The sequence below is a fragment of the Clostridium sp. D53t1_180928_C8 genome (assembly GCF_015667795.1).
Lineage (GTDB): Bacteria > Bacillota > Clostridia > Clostridiales > Clostridiaceae > Clostridium.
In genome coordinates, this window is record NZ_JADPEL010000003.1 from 155,781 (window position 1) to 179,552 (window position 23,772).

The 23,772-nt window shown below is 28.4% G+C and carries 28 protein-coding genes and 1 riboswitch; of the genes, 3 read left to right on the top strand and 25 right to left on the bottom strand.

The genetic code is table 11. The features are described from left to right. Window positions 1-2 precede the first annotated feature (2 nt). From fliE to cdaA, 21 genes are all read right to left on the bottom strand, one after another. Complete coding sequence (gene fliE, locus I4V51_RS03465; RefSeq protein ID WP_195986940.1) at window positions 3-302, bottom strand: flagellar hook-basal body complex protein FliE; 300 nt, start codon at window positions 300-302, stop codon at window positions 3-5. A gap of 12 nt (window positions 303-314) precedes the next feature. Further along, window positions 315-719 carry a flagellar basal body rod protein FlgC gene (flgC, locus tag I4V51_RS03470; RefSeq protein ID WP_195986941.1) on the bottom strand — a complete coding sequence of 135 codons (405 nt, stop codon included), beginning with the start codon at window positions 717-719 and terminating at the stop codon, window positions 315-317. A gap of 8 nt (window positions 720-727) precedes the next feature. Next, window positions 728-1,051, bottom strand: coding sequence for a flagellar basal body protein (locus I4V51_RS03475; protein WP_195986942.1), 324 nt, complete (start codon window positions 1,049-1,051; stop codon window positions 728-730). 281 nt (window positions 1,052-1,332) lie between these two features. Beyond that, a riboswitch (cyclic di-GMP riboswitch) is annotated at window positions 1,333-1,416 on the bottom strand. A 233-nt stretch (window positions 1,417-1,649) separates the two neighbouring features. Next, complete coding sequence (locus I4V51_RS21335; RefSeq protein ID WP_195986943.1) at window positions 1,650-2,753, bottom strand: flagellin; 1,104 nt, start codon at window positions 2,751-2,753, stop codon at window positions 1,650-1,652. 102 nt (window positions 2,754-2,855) lie between these two features. Beyond that, complete coding sequence (locus I4V51_RS03485; RefSeq protein WP_195986944.1) at window positions 2,856-3,179, bottom strand: hypothetical protein; 324 nt, start codon at window positions 3,177-3,179, stop codon at window positions 2,856-2,858. 10 nt (window positions 3,180-3,189) lie between these two features. Continuing rightward, window positions 3,190-4,752 carry a flagellar filament capping protein FliD gene (fliD, locus tag I4V51_RS03490; protein WP_195986945.1) on the bottom strand — a complete coding sequence of 521 codons (1,563 nt, stop codon included), beginning with the start codon at window positions 4,750-4,752 and terminating at the stop codon, window positions 3,190-3,192. Between the two features lie 9 nt (window positions 4,753-4,761). Then, window positions 4,762-5,142, bottom strand: coding sequence for a flagellar export chaperone FliS (fliS, locus tag I4V51_RS03495; protein WP_195986946.1), 381 nt, complete (start codon window positions 5,140-5,142; stop codon window positions 4,762-4,764). Window positions 5,143-5,153: 11 nt separating this feature from the next. Next, on the bottom strand, window positions 5,154-5,366 hold the full coding sequence (csrA, locus tag I4V51_RS03500; protein WP_195986947.1) for a carbon storage regulator CsrA: 213 nt from the start codon (window positions 5,364-5,366) through the stop codon (window positions 5,154-5,156). After that, the gene (gene fliW, locus I4V51_RS03505) at window positions 5,350-5,745 is read right to left on the bottom strand and encodes a flagellar assembly protein FliW (RefSeq protein ID WP_195986948.1); all 396 of its coding nucleotides are present in this window, start codon (window positions 5,743-5,745) and stop codon (window positions 5,350-5,352) included. Before fliW ends, csrA begins: the two co-directional genes overlap by 17 nt. Window positions 5,746-5,757: 12 nt before the next feature. Continuing rightward, on the bottom strand, window positions 5,758-6,672 hold the full coding sequence (locus I4V51_RS03510; protein ID WP_195986949.1) for a flagellar hook-associated protein 3: 915 nt from the start codon (window positions 6,670-6,672) through the stop codon (window positions 5,758-5,760). Between the two features lie 11 nt (window positions 6,673-6,683). Continuing rightward, a complete protein-coding gene (flgK, locus tag I4V51_RS03515) occupies window positions 6,684-7,961 on the bottom strand; it encodes a flagellar hook-associated protein FlgK (RefSeq protein WP_195986950.1) in 1,278 nt (425 codons plus the stop codon). A gap of 22 nt (window positions 7,962-7,983) precedes the next feature. Beyond that, window positions 7,984-8,388 (bottom strand): flagellar protein FlgN, encoded by a 405-nt coding sequence (locus I4V51_RS03520; RefSeq protein ID WP_195986951.1) that lies wholly within the window; start codon window positions 8,386-8,388, stop codon window positions 7,984-7,986. Next, a complete protein-coding gene (gene flgM, locus I4V51_RS03525; protein WP_195986952.1) occupies window positions 8,385-8,663 on the bottom strand; it encodes a flagellar biosynthesis anti-sigma factor FlgM in 279 nt (92 codons plus the stop codon). Before flgM ends, I4V51_RS03520 begins: the two co-directional genes overlap by 4 nt. Before the next feature lie 127 nt (window positions 8,664-8,790). Next, a complete protein-coding gene (locus I4V51_RS03530) occupies window positions 8,791-9,105 on the bottom strand; it encodes a FliM/FliN family flagellar motor switch protein (protein WP_195986953.1) in 315 nt (104 codons plus the stop codon). Between the two features lie 12 nt (window positions 9,106-9,117). Then, complete coding sequence (locus tag I4V51_RS03535; protein WP_195986954.1) at window positions 9,118-9,540, bottom strand: YaaR family protein; 423 nt, start codon at window positions 9,538-9,540, stop codon at window positions 9,118-9,120. After that, a complete protein-coding gene (locus I4V51_RS03540) occupies window positions 9,530-10,273 on the bottom strand; it encodes a lytic transglycosylase domain-containing protein (RefSeq protein ID WP_195986955.1) in 744 nt (247 codons plus the stop codon). Before I4V51_RS03540 ends, I4V51_RS03535 begins: the two co-directional genes overlap by 11 nt. Window positions 10,274-10,421: 148 nt before the next feature. Next, window positions 10,422-11,489 carry a butyrate kinase gene (gene buk, locus I4V51_RS03545; RefSeq protein WP_195986956.1) on the bottom strand — a complete coding sequence of 356 codons (1,068 nt, stop codon included), beginning with the start codon at window positions 11,487-11,489 and terminating at the stop codon, window positions 10,422-10,424. A 21-nt stretch (window positions 11,490-11,510) separates the two neighbouring features. Next, on the bottom strand, window positions 11,511-12,419 hold the full coding sequence (gene ptb, locus I4V51_RS03550) for a phosphate butyryltransferase (protein ID WP_195986957.1): 909 nt from the start codon (window positions 12,417-12,419) through the stop codon (window positions 11,511-11,513). Window positions 12,420-12,628: 209 nt separating this feature from the next. Beyond that, the gene (locus tag I4V51_RS03555; protein WP_195986958.1) at window positions 12,629-14,227 is read right to left on the bottom strand and encodes an FAD-dependent protein; all 1,599 of its coding nucleotides are present in this window, start codon (window positions 14,225-14,227) and stop codon (window positions 12,629-12,631) included. Window positions 14,228-14,380: 153 nt separating this feature from the next. Then, entirely contained in the window at window positions 14,381-15,640 is a 1,260-nt protein-coding gene (locus tag I4V51_RS21340; protein WP_195986959.1) for a CdaR family protein, read from the bottom strand. Next, complete coding sequence (gene cdaA / locus I4V51_RS03565; protein ID WP_195986960.1) at window positions 15,610-16,464, bottom strand: diadenylate cyclase CdaA; 855 nt, start codon at window positions 16,462-16,464, stop codon at window positions 15,610-15,612. The genes I4V51_RS21340 and cdaA overlap by 31 nt, the downstream gene beginning before the upstream one ends. A 246-nt stretch (window positions 16,465-16,710) precedes the next feature. Between cdaA and I4V51_RS03570 the strand changes: the two genes are divergently transcribed. After that, on the top strand, window positions 16,711-17,733 hold the full coding sequence (locus I4V51_RS03570) for a hypothetical protein (protein WP_195986961.1): 1,023 nt from the start codon (window positions 16,711-16,713) through the stop codon (window positions 17,731-17,733). A 73-nt stretch (window positions 17,734-17,806) separates the two neighbouring features. Then, a complete protein-coding gene (locus I4V51_RS03575; protein WP_195986962.1) occupies window positions 17,807-18,385 on the top strand; it encodes a cell wall hydrolase in 579 nt (192 codons plus the stop codon). 37 nt (window positions 18,386-18,422) lie between these two features. Here I4V51_RS03575 and iadA read toward each other — a convergent pair whose 3' ends face one another. The 3 genes from iadA to I4V51_RS03590 form a co-directional block, all read right to left on the bottom strand. Beyond that, on the bottom strand, window positions 18,423-19,595 hold the full coding sequence (gene iadA, locus I4V51_RS03580) for a beta-aspartyl-peptidase (protein ID WP_195986963.1): 1,173 nt from the start codon (window positions 19,593-19,595) through the stop codon (window positions 18,423-18,425). 79 nt (window positions 19,596-19,674) lie between these two features. Further along, window positions 19,675-20,199, bottom strand: a complete 525-nt coding sequence (locus I4V51_RS03585) for a chromate transporter (protein WP_195986964.1) — start codon at window positions 20,197-20,199, stop codon at window positions 19,675-19,677. Continuing rightward, window positions 20,199-20,735 (bottom strand): chromate transporter, encoded by a 537-nt coding sequence (locus I4V51_RS03590; RefSeq protein ID WP_195986965.1) that lies wholly within the window; start codon window positions 20,733-20,735, stop codon window positions 20,199-20,201. Before I4V51_RS03590 ends, I4V51_RS03585 begins: the two co-directional genes overlap by 1 nt. A gap of 294 nt (window positions 20,736-21,029) precedes the next feature. Here I4V51_RS03590 and I4V51_RS03595 point away from each other — a divergent pair, with 294 nt between their 5' ends. Further along, entirely contained in the window at window positions 21,030-21,749 is a 720-nt protein-coding gene (locus I4V51_RS03595; RefSeq protein ID WP_195986966.1) for a helix-turn-helix transcriptional regulator, read from the top strand. 77 nt (window positions 21,750-21,826) lie between these two features. Here I4V51_RS03595 and ptsP read toward each other — a convergent pair whose 3' ends face one another. Continuing rightward, window positions 21,827-23,446 carry a phosphoenolpyruvate--protein phosphotransferase gene (gene ptsP, locus I4V51_RS03600; protein ID WP_195986967.1) on the bottom strand — a complete coding sequence of 540 codons (1,620 nt, stop codon included), beginning with the start codon at window positions 23,444-23,446 and terminating at the stop codon, window positions 21,827-21,829. Between the last annotated feature and the right edge of the window lie 326 nt (window positions 23,447-23,772).

Genomic DNA, 23,772 nt, shown 5'->3' on the forward strand with positions numbered 1-23,772 from the left:
TTTTACAGTTGGAGTTTACTTATTTCTTGATATGCTTCAACAGTCTTATTTCTTACTTCTATAAGAGCTTGAAGAGAAAGTTGTGATTCCTGCATAGCAATCATAACCTCATGCATACTAACATCCTGACCCTTTATTAAAGCTTCTATTTTATTATTTGCATTTACTTCTTTATCATTTACTTTATTTATTGCATCACTCAAAACATTAGAAAAACTTGTCCTTAATTCTTTTTCTGAATTTATTTCATTTAAACCTCTATTGTTTAATATAGAACTTGTTCCTATTGATTGTATATTCATTTTCTCCACCTACTACTTCCCTATTTCTAAAGCCTTTGAAATCATGTTCTTTTGAGCATTTAATGTATCTACATTTGATTCATAGGATCTTGATGCAGAAATCAAATCTGCCATTTCAACTAATAAATCTACATTTGGATATTCTACATACCCCTCCTCATTTGCATCTGGATGAGTTGGATTATACTCTAACTTCATTTCTGAAGTATCCTCTTTTATTGCTGTTGCTTTTACTCCTAACATTCCTAATTTATTATCATAGTTTTCTGAAAAGACAGCTGTTTTTCTTATATAAGCTCCTCCCTTTTCTGTTCTTGTACTTCTTGAATTTGCAATATTTGATGATATAACATCTAACCTCAATCTTTCTGCAGATAAACCACTAGCACTAATTCTCATTCCACTAAATAAACTCATATTCTTCTCTACCTTCCTGTTATTACACTTTTAGCCATTGATAATTTTAAATTTGTTATACTTACTAAACTGTGATACATTAATGTATTAGCCGCTTGATTTACTTTTTCACTTTCTAAATCAACATTATTGCCATCAACTCTCATAGATGTAGACTTATCTTCTTTAACTTCTATATTCTGTTTTGAATTTACTCTATCCAAAGCTTCTTCAAAGCTAACATATTTACGCTTATATCCTGGAGTATTAACATTTGCAATATTATTAGCAATAGTATTTCCTCTAATATCAACTGCATCTAATCCATTTCTTATAAGGTTATATATTTCCATTTTTAATTATCCTCCTCTATATTAGATATAAATCCATTAATATTTAAATTAACTTTATATTTATAATCTTTCTTATTTATCCTAAAAAACAAAAATACTACCCTCCGAAGATGGTAGTATAATTTAAAGTATCCATTTATAATATAATCGTTTTTGCATCACTTATAAAACATTCAATCTATACATTAATAAATTAAATGTCTATAAGATAGAAAATACATGTTTATAACGAATTTATAATTATTAAAACAGAACTTATAAAACAAAAAGTTTACTTACTCTTCGGCAACTGGCTGGCTTGACTGTACGTTTTAGCCCCTATAGCTTTGCGTCACTAGATTTCTCTAGTTTTGCCTAATATATAATTTTATTTGCATTTTATATCACGCGTTCCTATTATATACCTTTTTGTACTATTTTTCTACATATTTTGTCATTATTAAACATCTTTGTTTATATTTTTATTTTTACCTTATTTATTATTCCTATTTGATTTAAATAAAAACTTTTATTGTAAAACATATAGAGCAAATTTACTCTTATATACTAATAAAGGATAAAGCCTTCGCTTTACCCTTATATTCTAAGATATTATAAACTATCTTAATAATTGCATTACACCTTCTGGTTGTGATTTTGCTTGAATCATCATTGCTTGTGATGCTTGATTTAATAAATTTAACTTAGATAAATTCATCATTTCTTTTGCAACATCAACATCTCTAATTCTTGATTCTGCTGCTGTTAAATTTTCATTTGTTGTAGTTAAGTTACTATTTGTATATTCTAATCTATTTTGCATAGCTCCTAATTTAGCTCTTGATTTGTTTATACTTTCTAATGCACCATCTAACGCATCTATAGCAGCTTTAGCATTTGTAGCATTATCTACTTTTAATTTATTTATTCCTAAAGTAGTTGAATCTGCTTTATCTAAAGTTATCTTAATAGTTTCATCAGAAGTTGTATTAGCTCCTGTTTGTATATTTATATTCTTAGTATTTCCACCAGCAGTTATTGCTGTACTATCTGCAATTGCAGCTGCATCTAGCGCTTCTCCTGATTTTAATTTTACTTCTATTCCTAAATCCTCTAATTTCAATACACCATTCTTTGCATCTGCAACTTTAGCACTTTGTGTATATGTCGTAGATCCATCTGTTATTGTTACTTTTAAATCAGTTGCTGAACTTCCTGTAGTTGTTATTTTAGCAGCTGTACTATAGTCTTTATTAAATGTTATACTTTCAACACCTTTACCACTAACTATAGCTGCAGTGCTTCCACCACCTGATAATAAACTTTCTCCATTAAATTTAGTAGATCCAGCTATATTATCTATTTGTTCCTTTAATTGATTCATTTCTTCTTGTATTTTAGTTCTATCAGATTCTTGGTTAGTATCATTTGCTGCTTGAACAGATAATTCTCTCATTCTTTGTGCTATGTTTCCAATTTCCTCCATAGCCCCTTCTGCTGTTTGAACTAATGATATACCATCTTGAGTATTCTTAGATGCTTGATCTAATCCTCTAATTTGACTTCTCATTTTTTCTGAAATAGCTAATCCTGCTGCATCATCTCCAGCTTTATTAATTCTTTGTCCTGAAGATATTTTTCCCATAGATGTTCCAGCTAAAGCTGTATTTTTTGTTGATTGATTTAATGCTGTCATAGCATTTAAGTTTGTATTAATTCTCATAGTTTTACACTCTCCCTAGTTTTTGTTATTTGACATCCTTGTCTTTTAATTTAGAACTTCTTCGTCCTACAATATTATATATCGACTTAATTTCCTAATACTTTACACTTTTTTATAAAAAATATTTAAACTATTTCTATTTGCATTAACATACGCTGTATTAACCAGCTTCTTAGTGCTATAATCATCTAACTCTTTCTTAACTGCTTTAATTTTTTCAACAAGCATAATACTAATTTCTTTATCTAATTCATAAAGTCCACAATTCTTATACTTATCCCTAAATAACCTAAGCTTCTCTTCTTCTAAACCATCAATAATTGCTTGTCTTTCCTTTAATTTCTCTTTTAATCTATAATCATTAACTTCTTTACTACTAACTATCTTTAATATCTCTTCTGAAACACTTCTATATTTGTCTATCATTTATACCATCCTAACTTAGACTACTAACTAAATAATTCATTTGAGAATTTAAAGTATTCATACTCGATTCTAAATTAGAAAATTTAAGATATAAAGCTTCCTGTTTCTTTTGCATTCTAGTTGTTAGTTCTTTAATATATTCCTCTTGTTTTCTAATTTGTTCTGAATATAAATTATTAGTTGCAGTAGAAGTCTTATCTATACCAGCCTTCTTAGCGAATATACTATCTGAACTTCCTGCATAGCTGTAAGTAGCTTTCTTAATTTTTTCAAAAGCACCAGTAGTAACCCTATAAACTAGGTTTCCTTTTTCCGCTAATGCCTTTGCAAATTTTTCTTCATCTAAAGAAAGTTGCCCAGGCTTATTGTAATCTGAAGTTGATGTTATTCCAATATCACTTAAATTAATTCCTGAATCTCCTATTTTCCCATAAACAGAACCTTTTATTTCATCAATAAATCTTCTTAATTCACTATCATTTCTAAGAATACCAACCTTAGCTTTCTTTTCCCATTTTTCAATTTCCTCTTCTGTCATTTCTTCTTTTTGAGCTTTTGTAAGAGGTGCATAATCATTATTTTTTTTCTCTGTCACTAAACCATAGATATTGTCAATCACCTTATTATATTCTTCAATAAAAGCCTTAACCTTATTACTAGTAGACTTTGTATCTTTAATAGAAGTTAAAATTACATCCTTATCACTCTTACTTGTTCCATGTAGCTCATAAGTAATATAATCAATAGTAAAAGTATTTTTTGCTTCCTTAAGCCTCTTAATTTCATTACCAATACTATCTTTTACTATTACTTCTGAATTATGGCCACTTGTTTCTAATCCATTAATACCTAAAAATAATAATGCCCCAGAACTTTCAGTATTACTATCTATAAAACTTCCATCAATACCTTTCTCAACATCTATGACTTTTAACGTACTAATTTCACCAGTCATCTTAGACTCAACGGTAAACTTACCTGTCATCTGACTAAATGAAGCTTTTATCTCACTATTACTAGCATCATTAATCTTATTGGTAAGACTTTCTATAGTATCATCAGAATTGATAGTAATAACTTTAGTATTCTTATCTTTACCATAATTAAATTTAAAACTAATTTCCTTCGCTAATTCTTCACCCTTGTCATTTATAATACTCTCTAATCCCAACTCACTTAATTTAGTTGACCTAGTAAGTTCCTTAGTTGTATTGCTAACCATTCTTGGTGCTTCTGCAATGTTATTTACTTGAAAGTTATAATATATATTCTCTGCTCCAGCACCAGCAACTGCACTAATAATATTATTGTCAGAGCTACTAACATTAACAGTTGCAAAAACCTTACTACTTAAAATATTATCAACAGAAGTTGCTGTAAAATACTTATCATAAAGTCCTTTAACATCTTTAATAATATCCCTGTAACTTTCCTGTTGCCATTTCTGAGTTTGTTTCTTCTGCTCAGCTTTATTAATTTTATTTTGCTCACCAGTAAGCATATTTTTAACAGTTTCATCAATATCCATACCAGTAGCTAAACCTGTTATTCTATTAGAATTAATAGTAGTCATATACTCCCCCTATAACCCTTTAGCTTTTTTACTTATCTCATGCCAAGTATCTCTTACATTTTCAATAAGAGGCAGAATCTCATCAATAATCTTTATATCCTTTTTTAGATTAGCTTGTACTAATCTACTTTTAATAAAATCATAAATATTATACATATTCTCATATACTTGTCCTGCATTTTTATCAATAGTTACCATAAGTTCAGTAAAAATATCTTGAACTCTAGTAAGTTCCTTATGTGCCCTTTGAATATCTTTATTCTCAATAGCAAGCCTTGCTATTTTAGTATATTTAACTGCACCATCAACAAGCATTAAAAGCAACTTCTCATTAGATGCCGTATTAACCATATTTTGTTTGTATGCATTATATGGATTTCCGTTATACATAATTATCCTCCCTACTTAAGTAGCTTTAAAATATCTAAATCACCACTTAAAGCTTCCTTATTTTCTTCCTTAACCCTATCAAATATTTCTTTTCTAAGAATACTAATATCTCTAGGTGCGGAAATAGCTAGCTTAACACTTCCATCATCAACCTTAACTATCTTAATTTCTATATCATCACCAATTAATATAGATTCATCTTTTTTTCTAGTAATTACCAACATTTTTATCTCTCCTTATTAAAGGATGCTTAGTTTTATATTTACCATTTTGAATTATGTATTGTTTTCCTAGATTATTAACAATATTAATAACTAAAGGTGCTTGCAAATTCATAGTACTCTCTTTTAAGCTTTTACCAATAGTTATTATACTTAAAATAAGAATATCTTCTGGTTTTTCAACTTCTAAATCTTTTATAATTTCATCATTTAAATCTATTTCATAATCCTCGTAAACATCAAATGGATTTATTGTTATAAAACTAATATCACTTTCATTTGATATTAAAACTTTAAATTTTTCATTCTCTTCTAAATCCCTTATAATAAAACTTTTAAGTTGTTCAAATCCTGGTATTCCTTTTTTAAACATTACTTCCATAATTATTATCCCCTATCTTAAGTAATCTAATATACTACTATTAAATAATTTAGAGCTAACTTTTAAACTCGCTGTATATATCATTTCAGCTTCCTTTAACTCGATATACTTTGTTGCAAAATCAACATCTTGAATGTTAGAAAGAATCCCCTTAATTTCTAATAAATTTTCATCATTAGAATCCTTAATACTTTGAATGGTATTAGTTTTTGCACCAACTATAGATCTATTATTTAATACATCACTTAAATAAGAATCTAATCTTCCAGATAAGTCATTTATAACTTCTATATCTAGTTCTTCTGTATTTAAAGCATTAGATAATTTGTTAAACATTTCAAAAGCACTACCACCATTACTTGCCTTATTAAGATTTAAATTATAGTCAATATTTATTCCACTAGATACAGATGTACTTAAATTAGCATTTAGTCTATTAACATCTTCATCTTTAAGGCTTAAAGATACACTACCATTTTTATAAGTAGTAATTTTAATTGGTGCTTCATCAGTTATAACGCCTCCAAATATATGCTTTCCAGCATAAGTAGTATTGAAAGTTTTCCCAACTTGTTTAATTTTTTCATTAACCTCAGTTTGAATTGCTTTAATTTCATCTTTACCATAAGCCCCACTTATAGAAGTTAAAAGTGTTTTTATTTCACTAGTAAGAGTTCCTATATTATCTAAGGAAGAATCCGTCATATCTAACCAACCTGTAATTTCATCAATATTATAATTATATTTTTCAATATCTACTAACTCGTTATTCAAATTCATTATCTTTATAGCCTTAAGAGGATTGTCTGATATTTTATTAACCTGTTTTCCTGTATTTAATTGAGTGTTTAATTTATCCATACTTTGAAGATTAGTTTGAACATCCCTTAAATAACTACTCATCATATTTCCATTAGTTACTCTCATCGTTGTTTCTCCTATCTAATTAATCCATTTACAACAACATCTAATAAAGAATCAATTGTTGAAATTACTTTTGCACTTGCATTATAAACATGTTGGAGTTGCACTAAATTTATCATTTCTTCATCCAAAGATACTCCTGAAACACTACTTCGGGATTTATCTATGTCTGATAAGAGCTTACTTTGATTACTTTCATCTCTTATAACTGCTTGAGATGATTCTCCTAAATCTTGAACCATATTATTATAAAATGTATTTATGCTCATTTCTTTTCCATTAATATTTACTTTTTCATTCTTCAAGTCATATAATTCACTAGCTTTTTGTCCTGTTATCTTAAGCTTATCTAAATCTAAATCAATATCTTGATTAACCCCTATAATTTTGCTTCCACTTTGAACAAATATCTCTTGTCCTGCAACCTCATTTACCTTGCTTGTAATAGTATTTGCAAAAACAGTTAAACTTTCCTTATACTTTGCCAACTCTCTTCCCATAGTAATAGCTCCTTGTAACTCACCTGATATATCTATCCCTGAATTAACTAAGTCATCTAATTTTATCTTTCCATTATTGTCAAACGAATCTTTTATAATCTTCTCTACATCATTATCACTAATATTAATCTTAAAGCTCAAATCATCTAATATTCTATCTCTTTCATCTAATAAATCATTTGGACTTTTACCAGATCCCTCTATAACTTTAATATTTTTATCAAGATCTCTAATTTCCGAAACCATTGAGTTTATTTCTTTTAATATAGATTCTGATTGAGATCCTAAGCTCTCCTCTAAACTACTTAACTTCCCGTAAACATTATTAATAGTGTTAGCTAAATATTTAGCATTTTCTATTACAACACTTTTTGCCCCTGTACTTTCTGGATCCTTAGCTAACTCATCCCATCCATTAAAAAAGCTATTTAATGATGTTGATATTTCACTTGCTGAAGGTTTATTAAATATACTTTCCATATTTTTATAATAGTCGTACTTTATACTTGTATCTCCATATTTATGACTTTCACTTCTAAATTGATAATCATAAAAACTATTTCTTATTCTAGTTATATCACTAACCTTAGCACCAGTTCCTATTTGTCCTGCATAAGTGCTACTATTTCCTCCTGGTTGACTATATGGTCTACTTGCAGTTTGTGATATCCTTTGCCTTGAATATCCCGGTGTTTTAATATTTGTTATATTATGTGAAGTTGTTTGTATTGCAATTTGACTTACAGCCATTCCTGACTTTGCTGTATTAAGTGTTCCAAGTAATCCAGCCATAACCTTTCCCTCCCTACGTTCTTCAAACTTTACCGTATGAATTATATGTACCTATACCTTTTGAAGGCTTTATTACATTTATCATTTTAGTTGTAAAAAGTAATTTTTTCTTTAACAATGTATTATTAGTATTATTTTGCAGCTCTAAACTCCTAAGAATATTTTTTATTTCTCTATAAACATCCTTTATATGCTGATCCTCTGTATTATCTATAAATATTTTAAACTCCTCTTCTTTAATAATCTTTCTTCTATTTATCTCAATAGTTGCAATATTTCTTCCTGCATCCTCTATTTGATTTGTAATTTTTTCTAGCCCAATTATATCTTTATCTAAAATTAATCTATATTGTTCCTCTAATAAATCTAATAAATATTTCAATGATTTTTTCTCCTCAAAAATAACTAATTTCAACTGTGAATTCATTTATCTTTTTCTCCTTTTATTCCATTAAGCATTTTTTTAGCTATATTTCTTGAATTTACATCATATATTCCTTCTTTAATTTTTTTCTTTATCTCATTTACCTTATCTAAATTTATATTTTCATTATCATTATTAATTTTACTTAAATACTTTGCATCATCAGATATAACTACTTTATCTTTATAGACTTTACTAGTTGATTCCGGCTTTATATGCTGATTTTGCCTATTATATAAATTTATAATAGTATTTACTTGTATAGAATTAACTTTCATAATCTACCTCCATTTCATATCTTCTAACTTATCTCTAAATATAATTATCGACTTGCTCTTTAATTTATTTAGTCTTTATTTAAAATAAAAAAGAATGCACTTAACTGATTGCACTCTCTCTTTTAAGCTAATTTTCACTTTTTTTAAATTCTATTATTCTAACCGATATTTTTTCTTCTATTCTTATACTTTCACCTTTAGCAATACATTTATCATTAACCTTTATATCTAAATCTTCATCTATAACTTTATCTAAACATATTATGTCACCATTTTTTAAATTTAGTATATCTTTAATGCTCTTTTTACACTTTCCTAAAGTTACACTAATATCTAACTTTGCATTTAATATTGCATCTTTATTTTCAAATTTCTCTAACTCTTTTATCTCTAAAGATTCAAATTCTACTTCATACAAACTTTCCTTAACAACTGTTTCCATATTTATTCTCCTTTATTTATATATATCTATTAATAGACCTTGTATATTATCTATTGTCGATGATATATCTAAATTTTCCTTTTCTCCACTTAACACTTCATTAGTTAAACTCTCAAGCTTTTCATTTATAACCTCTACTGTAGAATAATATTGATTTTCCCAAAATCCTATATTCTTATTTAATATATACGTATAATCAACTACTGCCTTTAAATAATTTTTAATAGTTAATTTATAACTTTTAATATCACTATAACTCTTTGTTAATATTAATTTATTACCTTTTTTCTTAATATCTTTTATATAATTTTCTAACTCTTCTTTAGTTACAGATTTATAAGATTTCATAAAACTTTCAGTAAAATCACCTTTATTAAAAATAACTTTATCTTTTATATCTATAGTTTTGTTCGCTTGTACACTTCTAATTTCCATTTATTAATCCTCTATAATAATTCATTACTTTAGGCACATAACTTTGAGTTTCTTTTGGCATCTTATATATATCTTCTATAGACTTAACACCTCTATTTATCATTCTAGTAGGTCCTCCATTATAAGCAATAAGTGCCATTTCAATATTACCATTATATTTATCTATATATCCTTTTATATGTCTTACTCCACCTTCTATATTTTGTTCTATATTAAATTGATCTTTAATGCCTAATTCTTCGCAAATTTCTGGCATAAGTTGCATAAGACCCTTTGCACCTGCTGACGATACTAAATTAGGATTAAAGTCTGATTCTACTTTTATTATAGCCTTTACCAAGTTAGGATCTACACTATATTTATTTGAATATAATTGTATAGAATTTTTTATTCTTTCATCAACATTCAAACTATTAATATTTGATATCATATAATTATTTGAATTTATAATTCCGCTACTTTTAACCCCATTAATATATTTACTTAACATACCTTCTAATGATACTTTTTCTAAATCCCTACATTCAACTTTATTTTTCTCACTTATAGACTTTAATAAACTTGTTAGCATTATATTAAATGCACTCGAAGTTGAATTAGAAGAATCATATAATAAACTTGATATGCTATTCATATCGCTTAATCTTGATATATTTGTACTCTTTATATTATTAGTATCGTTAAGTTTTAAAATACTATATATATTACTTAAATCTTGTATGTTATTTAACATTTAATCACCTCAAAATTTCACTAGATTAATTATACGGATATTTTTTAAAAAACTTAAGTTTTTTTCATTATCAAATATAATATTATATAATTTAAAATAAAAAAAAGAAACTCCATTCAGAGTTTCTCACTTTAACTTTAGATTATTATTAATATAATTTAGCTTGTTCTTCTCCACTAAGAACTCTAATAGCACCTTGTGCTAATGCTAATAATTCATCTTCACCAGGATAAACTGTTACATTGCTAATCCATTCAACTCTTTCTTTTATATCAGCAACAACTATAGGTGAGTAAGCTATTCCACCAGTTAAAATAATAGAATCTACTTTTCCTTTAAGAACTGTAGCCATTTCCCCTATAGATTTACATACTTGATATATAAATGCATTATAAATTAATTCAGCAAATTCATTTCCTTCTTGCTTTTCTCTTAATACATCTCTAGCATCGTTAGTATTAAGATATGCTACATATCCACCTTTACCAACAATCTTGCTATATACTTCAGCTTGAGTATATTCACCACTAAAGCACATTTTAATTAAATCTCCAACTGGAACTGAGCCAGCTCTTTCTGGTGAAAATGCTCCATCACCATCTAATGCATTATTGACATCAATAACTCTACCATTTTGATGAGCTCCTACTGAAACCCCTCCACCCATATGAACTACTATAAGATTTAAATTTTCATAACCTCTTTTGCTTTCTTTTCCAAATCTCTTAGCAACAGCTTTTTGATTTAAAGCATGAAATTTACTCTTTCTTGGTAATTCCGGGACTCCTGAAATTCTTGCTACTGCTTCTAATTCGTCAACAACAACTGGATCAACTATAAATGCCTTTGCTCCAACTTCTTTTGCAATTTCATTTGCTAAAATTCCACCTAAATTAGAAGCATGTTGCCCTTGAACTCCAACTTTTAAATCATTCAGTAACTCATCATTTACCTCATAAGTTCCTCCAGCCATTGGTTTAAGCATTCCACCTCTACCTACAACTGCATCTAATGTAGTAACATCAAAGTTATTATCTTTTAATACATTCATTATTACTTCTTTTCTAAAACCTTTTTGTTCAAAAATACTATCATACTTAGCTATTTCTTCTGATGAATGTCTTAAAGTTTCAACAAAGACTTCTTTTTCGTCTTCATAAACACCTATTTTCGTAGATGTAGATCCTGGATTAATTATTAATAATTTATATGCCATATTTCTCAATACCCCCTAATATTACTTTCTACCCTCTGAAACTAATGCCGCTAATGCAATAGAGTTTACCTTTGTTTCAAAACTATCAGCTCTTGAAGTTAAAATAACTGGAGCTGATGTTCCAACTAATATACCACCATTTTTAGTTTGTGCTGTATAAGTTAATGATTTATACATAACATTTGCAACATCTATATTAGGAAGTAATAATACATCCGCCTTTCCTGCTACTGGTCCTGTAACACCTTTATGATGTGCTGCCTCTTCTGACAATGCATTATCTAATGCTAAAGGCCCATCTACTATACAACCTTTGATTTGTCCTCTATCACTCATCTTAGATAATAATGCTGCATCTACTGTTGCTGGCATATCTGGATTTACTACCTCAACTGCACAAACTGGTGCAACCTTTGGATTTTGTATTCCACAAGCTTTTGCAACCATTACAGAATTATTAATTATTTGAACTTTTTGTTTTAAGTCTGGATAAGTATTAAAAGCTGCATCTGTTAATAATATTAATCTATCTATTCCTTCAATTTCAAATACAGATACGTGTGACATTAAGTTTCCTGTTCTAAGTCCAACTTCTTTATTTAATACACTTCTTAAAAATGTAGCTGTATCCACTAATCCTTTCATAACCATATCTGCTGCACCACTAGAAACTAATTGTATAGCTTTTAATGTTGCCTTTTTAACATCTTCTTCATGAATTATTTCAAAATCACTTAGATCCATATCAATTTTTGCTGCTACGTCTTCAATCTTTGCCTTATCTCCAACTAAAACAGCCTCTGCTATTCCTCTATCTTTTGCTGCTTTAACAGCTTCTAAAACTGGCTCATCTTGTGCAACTGCTACTGCCAACTTTTTTGTTGTTGCTACTTTTAATTTTGTTAATAAATCATCAAAATTCTTACTCATAATACACCTCTCCTATTATAACCCTTCATTTAGTAACCATATTAATTAAATATTTGAATATATTTTTATATAATGAAATATTTACCTATATATATTTTATCAAAGTTTTCAACAAAAACCTAAATTTTCAGAAAATTCACGTTAATTTTTTAACTATTATAAAAAAAAAGAAAATCAGTAATATTAACTACTGATTTTCTTTGATTTAATTATAGTTGTTTATATCTTTCTATAATTCTTTCTGCAACTTTAATTCCATCAACTGCTGCTGATACAATTCCACCTGCAAACCCAGCACCTTCTCCACATGGGTATAATCCACCTAATGAAATACTTTCTAATCTCTCATTTCTTGTTATTTTCACTGGAGCTGAAGTTCTTGTTTCTATACCTGTTAAAACGGCATCTTCTCTTCCGTATCCCTTAATTTTTCTATCAAAGTTATTAACTCCATCTTTTATTCCATCTACAACATATGAAGGTAAACATTCTCTCATATCTGCAAATTCAAAACCTGGTTCATAACTTGGAGTAACCGCACCAAGCTTAGTTGATTTTCTATCATTAACAAAATCACCTAATAATTGAACTGGTGCATTATAATTTCCGCCACCTACTTTATATGCTAGTGATTCATAATGTCTTTGGAATTCCATACCTCTTAGAACTGAACTTCCTTCAAAATCTTCTGGACCAACAGTTACAACTAAAGCTGAATTTGAATTTTCCTTATCTCTTGCATGATAACTCATTCCATTAGAAACTAGTCTCTTTTCTTCAGATGCTGCTGCAACAACAACGCCACCTGGACACATACAAAATGAATATACTCCTCTTCCTAACGCTCTACTTTGGTATGTTAAGTTGTAACTAGCTGCTTGTAATCTTGGATGACTAGCCATCTTTCCATATTGTCCTATATTTATCATCTCTTGAGGATGTTCTATTCTAACTCCAATTGCAAATGCTTTTGGTTCCATGAATATTCCAATATTATTTAACATTTCATATGTATCTCTTGAACTATGTCCCAAAGCTAAAACTAAAGCTTCACAAGGAATTTCATCTCCATTTACAACTATACTTTTCACTTTTCCATCATTACTTTTTATGTACTCAAGCTTAGAAGAAAAACGAACTTCTCCTCCTAAAGCAATAATTTGCTTTCTTATATTTTTAACTACATCTTTTAATATATCAGTTCCTACATGTGGTTTTGCCTCATATTTAATCTCTTTTGGTGCTCCGGCTTTAACTAATTCTGCTAAAACATAATCACACTTTTTATCCTTAATTCTAGTAGTTAACTTACCATCTGAAAATGATCCTGCTCCACCTTCTCCAAACTGTACATTAGATTCTAAATTCAACTCTCCAGTTTTCCAGAACTTATCCACAGTTTCGGTTCTTTTATCAACATCTTCTCCACGTTCTATCACCAATGGTTTATAACCTTTTTGAGCTAACATTAATGCTGAAAACAATCCCGCTGGCCCTAATCCAACAACAACTGGTCTATGATTTAATATTTCTTCACCTGGCTCAACATCTGGATCATATTTTGAATTATCTATTCTTACATCATTATCATGAACTCTATTTACTAACTTTTCTTCATCCTTATGCTCAAGCTCAATTGCATATGTAAATTTAATGTTATCCTTATTTCTAGCATCTATACTTTCTCTAACGATTTTAAAATTTTTAATTTCATCTGAAGAAATTCTTAGTTTCTTACTAGCTTTCTTTTTTAATAATTTTATATCATCATCTAACCCAAGACTTAGGTTGTTAATTCTTATAGTCATATAAATCACCCTTAATAATATTATTTCTAGTTTTTAATATTGTAACACAAGAGATTGATAGTTAACAGTTTTAAGTGGTAAGTTATAAATTAACCTTTAATTTATTTCTTACAAACATAAAAAGAAAGTTGACATATGCCAACTTTCCCTTAACTACTGTTGTGGTACCTCTTCTTCTACGACATCACCATTAGTTGGTACGTCCTTTGTTACTGTCAATTTTATATCACTTACAGTATCTATTTTTACATTCTCTACACCAACTAGATTTACAGTTGGCTTCTTAGTAAATTCACCGCCTTCAATATATTCGGATACATCTAATTCAGCAGTAAAGTTTGCATCTGTTAAACTATTTAATATATCCTCAAATCCAGAAACAGTTATAGTAACCTTAGTATTATCTGGAACAACAGTTATTCCTTCTTTCTGTCCAATCATTGAATAATCAATTGTAAACTCTCTTGTTTGTGATTTTTCCAAAACTATATTAACAGTTATAGAATTCTCACCATTATGAATCAGAATTCCATCTGGTATTCCTAACGCAACTTCAATATTAGTACTATCTTTTATTTCAGAAAGATTTATAACTTCCGTTCCAATTTCATTAATAGAGCTTAAAATATCTTCTGGTCCCGTTATTCCTATTTCTGTAGTAGATGAACTTATTGATTTCAATTTCAACCCATTTGCTAATGTTCCTGTAGTATTTATTTTAATTGGAATTGTCCTTCCTTCATTTATTTCAATAGTCGCTTCTGCCCACTTTTGTGATAACTGAACACCTGTAACTTCTTTATCATTTTCATCTACTGGTGTAACAATATAATTCTTAACTATTGTCTTTACAGCATTACTTTCTTCACCCTCTGCAATAACCTTTGTTACAGTATTTACTAAAGATTCTGGACCTGATACCACTATAGTTTCTGGACTAAATATAGGTGTTGCTACATAATAGCTTGACTTTGAAATAACATCAATTTTAGATTTTACTGGAACTTCTTTGGTAGCATATCCTTCGGTATTTATTGTTATTGTCAAACCATTGCTATTTTTTACTTTAACTGTACTTGGAGCATTTTCTATATTTACTGCAATCTTATTTTCCCCTTTTTTAAGTACAAATTCACTTAAATCTACAGTTATAGTAAAATCACTTTTATCTACACTAAATAAATCTTGACTATTTCCTTCTATTTTTAAATTTACATAAAACTCTTGATTTGGCGATAATGACAATCCTGCATCCTTTAAACTATCAGTATTTTTTATTTCTACTGGCACTCTACTTAACTCATAAGACTTTATTGGATTTTCTATATTAGTCACATAAATCCATAATCCCAACGATAGTAAAAGACACACTAATTGAACAATTATTTTCTGTTTATTTTTCCAGTTATCCACGTTTTCACCTTCTTGCCAGCAGATTTAACATTTTTCTCTTCTCTATGTTCCATTATCTTAAGTAATATTGTTCTTAATCTATCTTTATCATAGTTTCTAGTTAAACGTCCATTTATAGCTAAAGAAATAATTCCTGTTTCTTCAGATACTATTATAACAAGTGCATCAGATATTTCTGATAACCCTATTGCTGCTCTATGTCTAGTTCCTAGTTTTTTATTAATCTCTTTATTATTAGTTAAAGGTAAAACACATCCTGATGCTAATATTTTATCTCTTCCTATTATTGTTGCACCATCATGAAGTGGTGTGTTTACAACAAATATATTTTCTAATAAATTTGATGTTATCTTTGCTTCTAATATAGTTCCTGAGGATATTATTTCTCCAAGACCTGTTCCTTGTTCAATTGCAATTAGTGCACCTGTTTTTGTTTCTGCTAAATTAGAAACTGCATTTACAATTTCACTAACATATATATTCCTCTGTTCTCTATCTTCAAAGCCATGTTTATCTTCAAAAGCACTTCTTCCTAAATGTTCTAATGCTCTCCTTATCTCTGGCTGAAATATTATAACAACTGATATTATTCCAATAGTTAAAGTCTTGCTTAATATAAAATATAACATACTTAAATTAAGTATAGAACTAATTGGAATTAGTATTATTATAAACGCTATTCCTTTTAACAGCTGTTCTGCCCTTGTTTCTTTAATAAGCATATACCCTTTATAAAATATAAATGCTACTACTAAAATATCAATAACAGCAGTAACCGACATGCTCTTTAGTGAATTCATTATCATTGAAATAAAATTTTGCATTTAATCCACCACCATAAAATTTCTAATTAAATTATACACTATTCTCATAATTGTTAAAATATTATAATTCTATTTTTATTTATCCAAATTCTTTCATATTTATTATAAAGCTTACATACTCTTTATTTTCAACATGAAATTTAAAATTATTTAAGTATATTTTATTTTTCATAATAATATAAATTATAGAAAAAGTTTTTTTCATAATATTTAATACTGTAAATTAACTTAAAGGATGTGATATATATGGAAAACATAAAAAAATCATTTTCTGAAAATAAAACCTTTGTCATAACATTATTAATTTGTGTATTTTTAACTTCATCTATGATGTTATTATTACATAAACCTAATAATTCTATTTCCTCTACTACTGATAACAAAGATATTATTATCAAGGATTCTGTTTTAAAAGATTTTGAACCTTATGTTACAGAGTTATCTAAAATAAATTTATCATTAAAAAAATGTATTAATGGTGTAACTATAAATAGTAAATCTGCTTATAGCATACTAAATGATGATTTAAAACAATTAAAAGAATTAAGAGAAAAGGTTTCTGCAGTGGTAATAGCCAATAATAATACCCCTGACATTATTCCTAAACTAATCTCATGTATAGAAAATACAGAATCATTATATAGTTATTGTGTTGATGTCTTATCTTATACAAGTAATGTGTCTACAGCAGAAATTACATCTCAAATCCTACTTTTAAAGGAAAGTTGTGAAAAAAGTTATGAAGAATTATCTCCTTATGGTTTTTCTTTAACATTACCTGAAGAAAGTGAAACATTTTTAGATAATTTAATTGGATATTTAAATACCTTAGAAAAGATAAATAGAGAAGAAGCAATAAAAACTACTCAATACAACTCATATATTGAAAGACTAACTAAGTGTACAAATGAATTTTCTGGAATATTAGAAGACTTAGAACCCGCTATAAATCTAATAAGAAAGGAAAATAGATCTCTTGATGTAATTCTTAATGATATTAACGAAAAAGAAAATACTCTTGAGACTATAAAAAAAGATTTCAACTATTCTTCAATACCAGAGGGATGTATTTCTTATTATAACTGCTTAAATAATACTTTTAAGTTATATTCAACTTATTTAAACTCATTAAAGATTGCTGTTATATATGAAAAATCTTCTTCTAGCTATGAAAAAAACAAAGATAATATAAATAAAAATTATGATAATGCCTATTCTAAATATAAAGATGTAAAAACTTCCTTTGAATCATTATTAAACTCTTTTTGATAATGTTTTGTATTATTTTAAATTTTCTGGGTAAAATATATCTCGATTGGGTTATTCCAAAAGGAGGTTTTTTATGAAACTTGGAAAATTCTTATTTTGTATTATTCTAACCCTGTCTCTTTCAGCACTTGACTTAAGCTTATCAAATTTATATACTGCTGAGGTAAGCGCAAGTACAAGAATAGAAAATACTTTATTAAATTTAGAAAACAATAAAAATAACTATATAAATATATCTGATGAAGAATATGTAGAAGTTTTTAAAGAAAATAATCAATTACTTTATTTAACACAATCAGATATTTATTTAATGTCTCAAGTAGTATATGCTGAAAGTAAGGGTGAGCCCTATGAGGGTAAAGTTGCTGTTGCATCAGTAATATTAAACAGAGCTCTTAATACTGGATTTCCAAATACAATTGAAGGTGTTATATTCCAACCTAGAGCTTTTTCTTGCATTGTTGATGGCCAAATTAATGTTGAACCAACTCAAGAATGCTTTGATGCTGTATATGATGCATTAAGCGGTAATGATCCTACAGGAGATGCTGTATTTTTTTACAATCCTGATATAGCTACTTGCACTTGGATGCAAAGTGTTGAGAAGCATAATATAATAACCATAGGACAACATTTATTTTTTACATTATGATGAAAATTAGGGCTACCTTTATGGTAGCCCTTAAATATTATTCAAAAGTTGGCTTAATAATTGCTTTTCCTTCTTCAACAACAACCTTTCCCTTAGCAATAACAGTATCAATATCTAAACTTTCTTTATTAACTATAACAAGATCAGCATCTCTACCACTTTCTATTCTTCCTTTATTATTTAATTTTAAAACTTCAGCAACATTAGAAGTTATAACCTTAATAGCTTCTTCTATAGGCACCTTATGCTCTATTATACTTTCCTTAACTTCTCCATAAAGTGTTTTTACTGAACATATTCCAAGCCCAACTAATTTACCACTATCATCAAATACCGGCATACTCCCATTTCCATCTGAAGAAAATGTTATATGTTTAATATCTACTCCCTTCTTTAATAGAAGTGCTAATCCTTCACCAGCCCTTAACTCTCCTGGTTCTAAAAATCTTGGGTCTGAGCTTGTTGTTAAATCAATGAATCCACCATTTTTAGCATAGTCGATTCCTACCTCAAATAATTTATCACTTCTATTAATATGTGTTGGTAAAAGTTGAGTTGCTGGTATTTCAGTTTCTTCAATTACTTTAAATAAATATTCTAATCTTCTTGCTCCATCACCTAAATGAACATTAACAATTCCAGCTTTTCCTGATAATATTCCACCTACTCTCGCTTGTGCTACTGTATTTACAAAATCATCATATGTAGCTTGTGAACTTCTATGATCAGATAAAGCAACTTCTCCAACACCGATAACCTTATCTACCATCATGAAATCACCTTTAATACTTTCTGTAATAGTCTTTACTGGTATTTCATAAGAACCTGTATAACAGTAAGATGTTATTCCCTCTTCTTCTAATCCTTTAGCTTTAGCAATTAATGCTCTCATACTTCTACATACTCCATCTGTTCCTATACATCCTACTACTGTTGTAATCCCAGCTTCAACCAAAGAAATAATTGATATCTCTGGAGTTCTAGTTTTAAATCCACCTTCTCCTCCCCCACCAATTATATGGACATGACAATCTAAAAATCCTGGAAAAATCAACTTTCCAGCTCCATCTATTGTTTCTATTTCTACAAAATTATCGGGAATATTAACCTTGTCATAAACTCCTTCAATTTTATCGTTTACTATGACAATATCCTTTTTACCCATATTTTCTGGTGCATAAACATTAATATTTTTAATAACAGTAATCATCTTAATTCCCTCCTTCATTACCTAATAAATATTAAATTTGTTATAGCGTATTCTAAATTATGTTTATCCATAATAATTATTATAAATAAAATATCATTCCTAATACTGCAGCTATAACTATTACTAATATAGGATGAACCTTTTTTGATAACAATATAAGTCCAATTATCAAAGTTATTATTATACTTTTTATATCTATATATGCCTCCTTTGCTAAGTCAATAAATGCATATATTATAAGCGCAATAAGTATAGGCCTCATTCCTAGCAATGCAGCCTTTATAACCTTTGACTCTTTGAATTTATCTAATAATTTATTTATTACTGTTACTAATATAAACGATGTTGTAATTACCCCTAAAGTAGCAATTATACTTCCAAATACTCCACCAACCTTATATCCAACAAATGTTGCTGAGTTTATTGCTACAGGCCCTGGTGTCATTTGAGATATACCTATTATGTCAGTAAATTCAGACATAGATATCCAATTGTTTTTTTCTACTATTTCCCTTTGTATAAAAGGTAGCATTGCATATCCTCCGCCAAAACTAAAAGTTCCTATTTTCAAAAATGCTAAATATAATCTAATTAAAAGTTCCATTAGCTCACCCTTTTCCTTAAGAATATAGCTCCATATACTCCTGATATTATTATTACTATTACTGGATGAATATTAAAAGCTATTAATGCAACTAGTCCTACAATTATCGTTACTATTGTTCTAATATTTTTAGGTAACCCATTTGATAAACTAATTGCTCCTACCAATACAAGCATTGGTACTGCTGCTGTTATTCCCTGAAAAGCTGCATTAACATAATAATTATCTCTAAATTGCATAAAGAATACTGCTATTATCAATATTATAAAAAATGAAGGTAATATTACTGCCATTAATGCAGTTATTGCTCCTACTACTCCACTTATTCTATACCCTAAAAATATTGATGTATTTATAGCTAATGCCCCCGGTAAACTTTGAGCAACTACTAAAATATCAACAAACTCTTCTTTACTTAACCACTTTTTATTTTTAACTACCTCTTCTTCAATTAATGGAATCATTGCATACCCCCCACCAAAAGTAAATGCTCCAATCTTAAATATGGATACAAATAATTCTATTATCTTTTTCATATAATCACCTCATAAATTTATAATATATTTACTTTTATTATCTAAAATTAAAGTCTAAATTATCCACAAGAAATTTTTTTATCACTATTAATATAACAAATTATATAATTATTGGTAAATATTATTTATTAATGTTACTATATTCTTATTAAAATTTTATATGGTTAAAATAGTCCACTCCCTTTAAAAGTAAGAATGCAAAGAAAATTTGCGAACTTAAAAATTAAATGTAAAAGATCAATTGCTAGACTTATATATATCTAGAATAAATACTGGTATTGAGGAGGAAAATTTATGAATATTGCAATGACAATACTTAAAATAAGAAAAGATAAAAAAATGACTCAAGAAGACTTTTCTAAATTATTTAATGTTACAAGACAAACTGTATCTAATTGGGAAAATGAAAAGAGTTATCCCGATTTAAAAACATTGATAAAAATTAGTGATATGTTTGAAATTTCATTAGATACTTTAATGAAAGTGGACAAGACTATGGTAAAAAATTTCGACAAAGAACTATTACAAAGTAAACTTATAAAAAATATATTAAAAGTATCTTTTATTGTACTTACTGTATTAGTTGTAACTTACGGAATTTATACTGCTATTTGGTATAATAATAAAAAAGTTTGTGAGGAAAATTTTTATTCTACTATACGAGAATTAGGCTATGAATATGATGAAAAATCAAAATTTAATGTATTAAATTATGAAGGTATTAAGTTTGTTATCGGAAATCAAGAAATGCCTAAACATAGATTTCATTTCTACGCTGGCTCTATTGATTCAGAAATTCCTGGAGAAGATGTTGGTATGAGGGTAATTGGCAATGAATATGATGCTAGTTTATATTTATCAAATAGCTATTGTGTCGATTCAAAAGGAAATATAGTTAGGGGAAATTTATCCAAAAGAGACAAGGTTACTTATGAAGAGTTAAAAGATAAAATCGCTTTAATGGCTGAAAAATCATATGAATTATATGATAAAATTTATGGCCAGTACGAATAACATAATTAATTACCCTAATTTAAGTTAACATACTAAATAAAAAAAGAATCGCATTTGCGATTCTTTTTTTATTTATATTATTCTTGTTCTAACATTATTTTCTTAGCGCCTAAGATTGATGTAGCACTCATTGAGAACTCATCTAATCCGTATTGAACTAATGTAGGGATAGCAGCTTCATCTCCTGCCATTTCTCCACACATTCCAACCCACTTACCGTGTTTGTGAGCTCCATCTATAGTCATCTTTATTAATCTTAATACAGCTGGGTGCATTGGATTGTAAAGGTATGATACCTTTTCACTCATTCTGTCTGCAGCTAATGTGTATTGGATTAAGTCGTTTGTTCCTATTGAGAAGAAATCAACATGCTTAGCTAATTCATCAGCCATAACTGCTGCAGCTGGAATTTCAACCATGATACCCCATTGAGTAGTTTCAGAAGTCTTAACTCCTTCAGCATGTAATTCTGCTCTACATTCTTCAACGAATTCTTTAGCAGCTTGGAATTCTTCTAAGCCAGAAATCATTGGGAACATAACGCATAGGTTTCCGTATACAGAAGCTCTTAATAAAGCTCTGATTTGAACCTTGAATATATCTTTTCTATCTAAACATAATCTGATAGCTCTGTATCCTAAGAATGGATTCATTTCTTCAGGTAATGGTAAGTAAGGTAATACCTTATCTCCACCGATATCTAATGTTCTGATAACAACTTGCTTACCGTTAGCTTTTTCTAAAACAGTTTTGTAAGCTGTGAATTGTTCTTCTTCAGTTGGAGCTTGGTCTCTGTCCATGTATAAGAATTCAGTTCTGAATAATCCTACACCGTCTCCACCATTAGCTAAAACTTGATCTATATCTTCTGGCTTACCGATGTTACCGCAAACTTCAATTCTTTTACCTGATTTAGTTACAGTTTTAACTTCGATAAGTTTCTTTAATTCTTCTTGTTCTGCTGCGAACTTTTCTTTCTTAGCTTGGTATTCAGCAATAACTTCTTCTGATGGATTGATTATTGCAAATCCTTCCATACCATCAACGATGATTGAATCACCATTTTTAACTGTTTTAGTTATGTCTCCTAAACCAACAACAGCTGGGATTTCTAATGTTCTAGCCATGATAGCAGAGTGAGAAGTTCTTCCTCCAATATCAGTTAAGAAACCACATACTTTTGTTCTGTCTAATTGAGCTGTATCTGATGGAGTTAAATCATAAGCAACTACAACTGTATTTGCTTCAGTTATAGCAAATGCACTTCCACCTTTACCTGCTAAGTTAGAGATTATTCTCTTAGATACGTCTTTAATATCAGCAGCTCTTTCTCTCATATATGCATCGTCCATTGATTCGAAAATCATAACGAATGTATCTGTTACATTTTGAACAGCTTTCATAGCATTTAGGCCTTCACCTTCAACTGTTGCTTCCATTGTTCCAGTAAATTCTGGGTCATCTAATAATGTTAAATGTGCTTCGAAAACAGCAGCCTCATGTTCACCAATTTCAGCTAAAGTCTTTTCTTTAATTGCTGTTAATTGTTCTTTTGATGCTTCTAAAGCAAGTGTTAATTTTTCCTTTTCTGCAGCTACGTCACTAACTTTTGCGTCAGTTATAACTATTTCCTCATGTTCTTGAATGAATACTTTACCTATTGCATAACCTTTTGATGCAGCGATACCTTTTTTCATTTCAAATTTCCTCCTACACTTAAGCATAAATTTAGTACTGTTATTAATATTTTTATACTTACATCACTATACTACAGTATTATGTAAATTTCGTGACAAAATATAAATTTAAATTACTATTTAAAGATAAATTTTAAATCTTTTTAATCTATCTTATAGAAACTTTATACGAACAAAAATTATTATAACACATTTTTTAGAACGTTATCATTAAAATTTTTAAAATTTATATTTTTGTGGAAACTTTCCCCTAAAATATAAATTTTAATATTCCATATCCTAATAATTATACATAATAACTTCGTTCAACCAACTATTAAATTTGA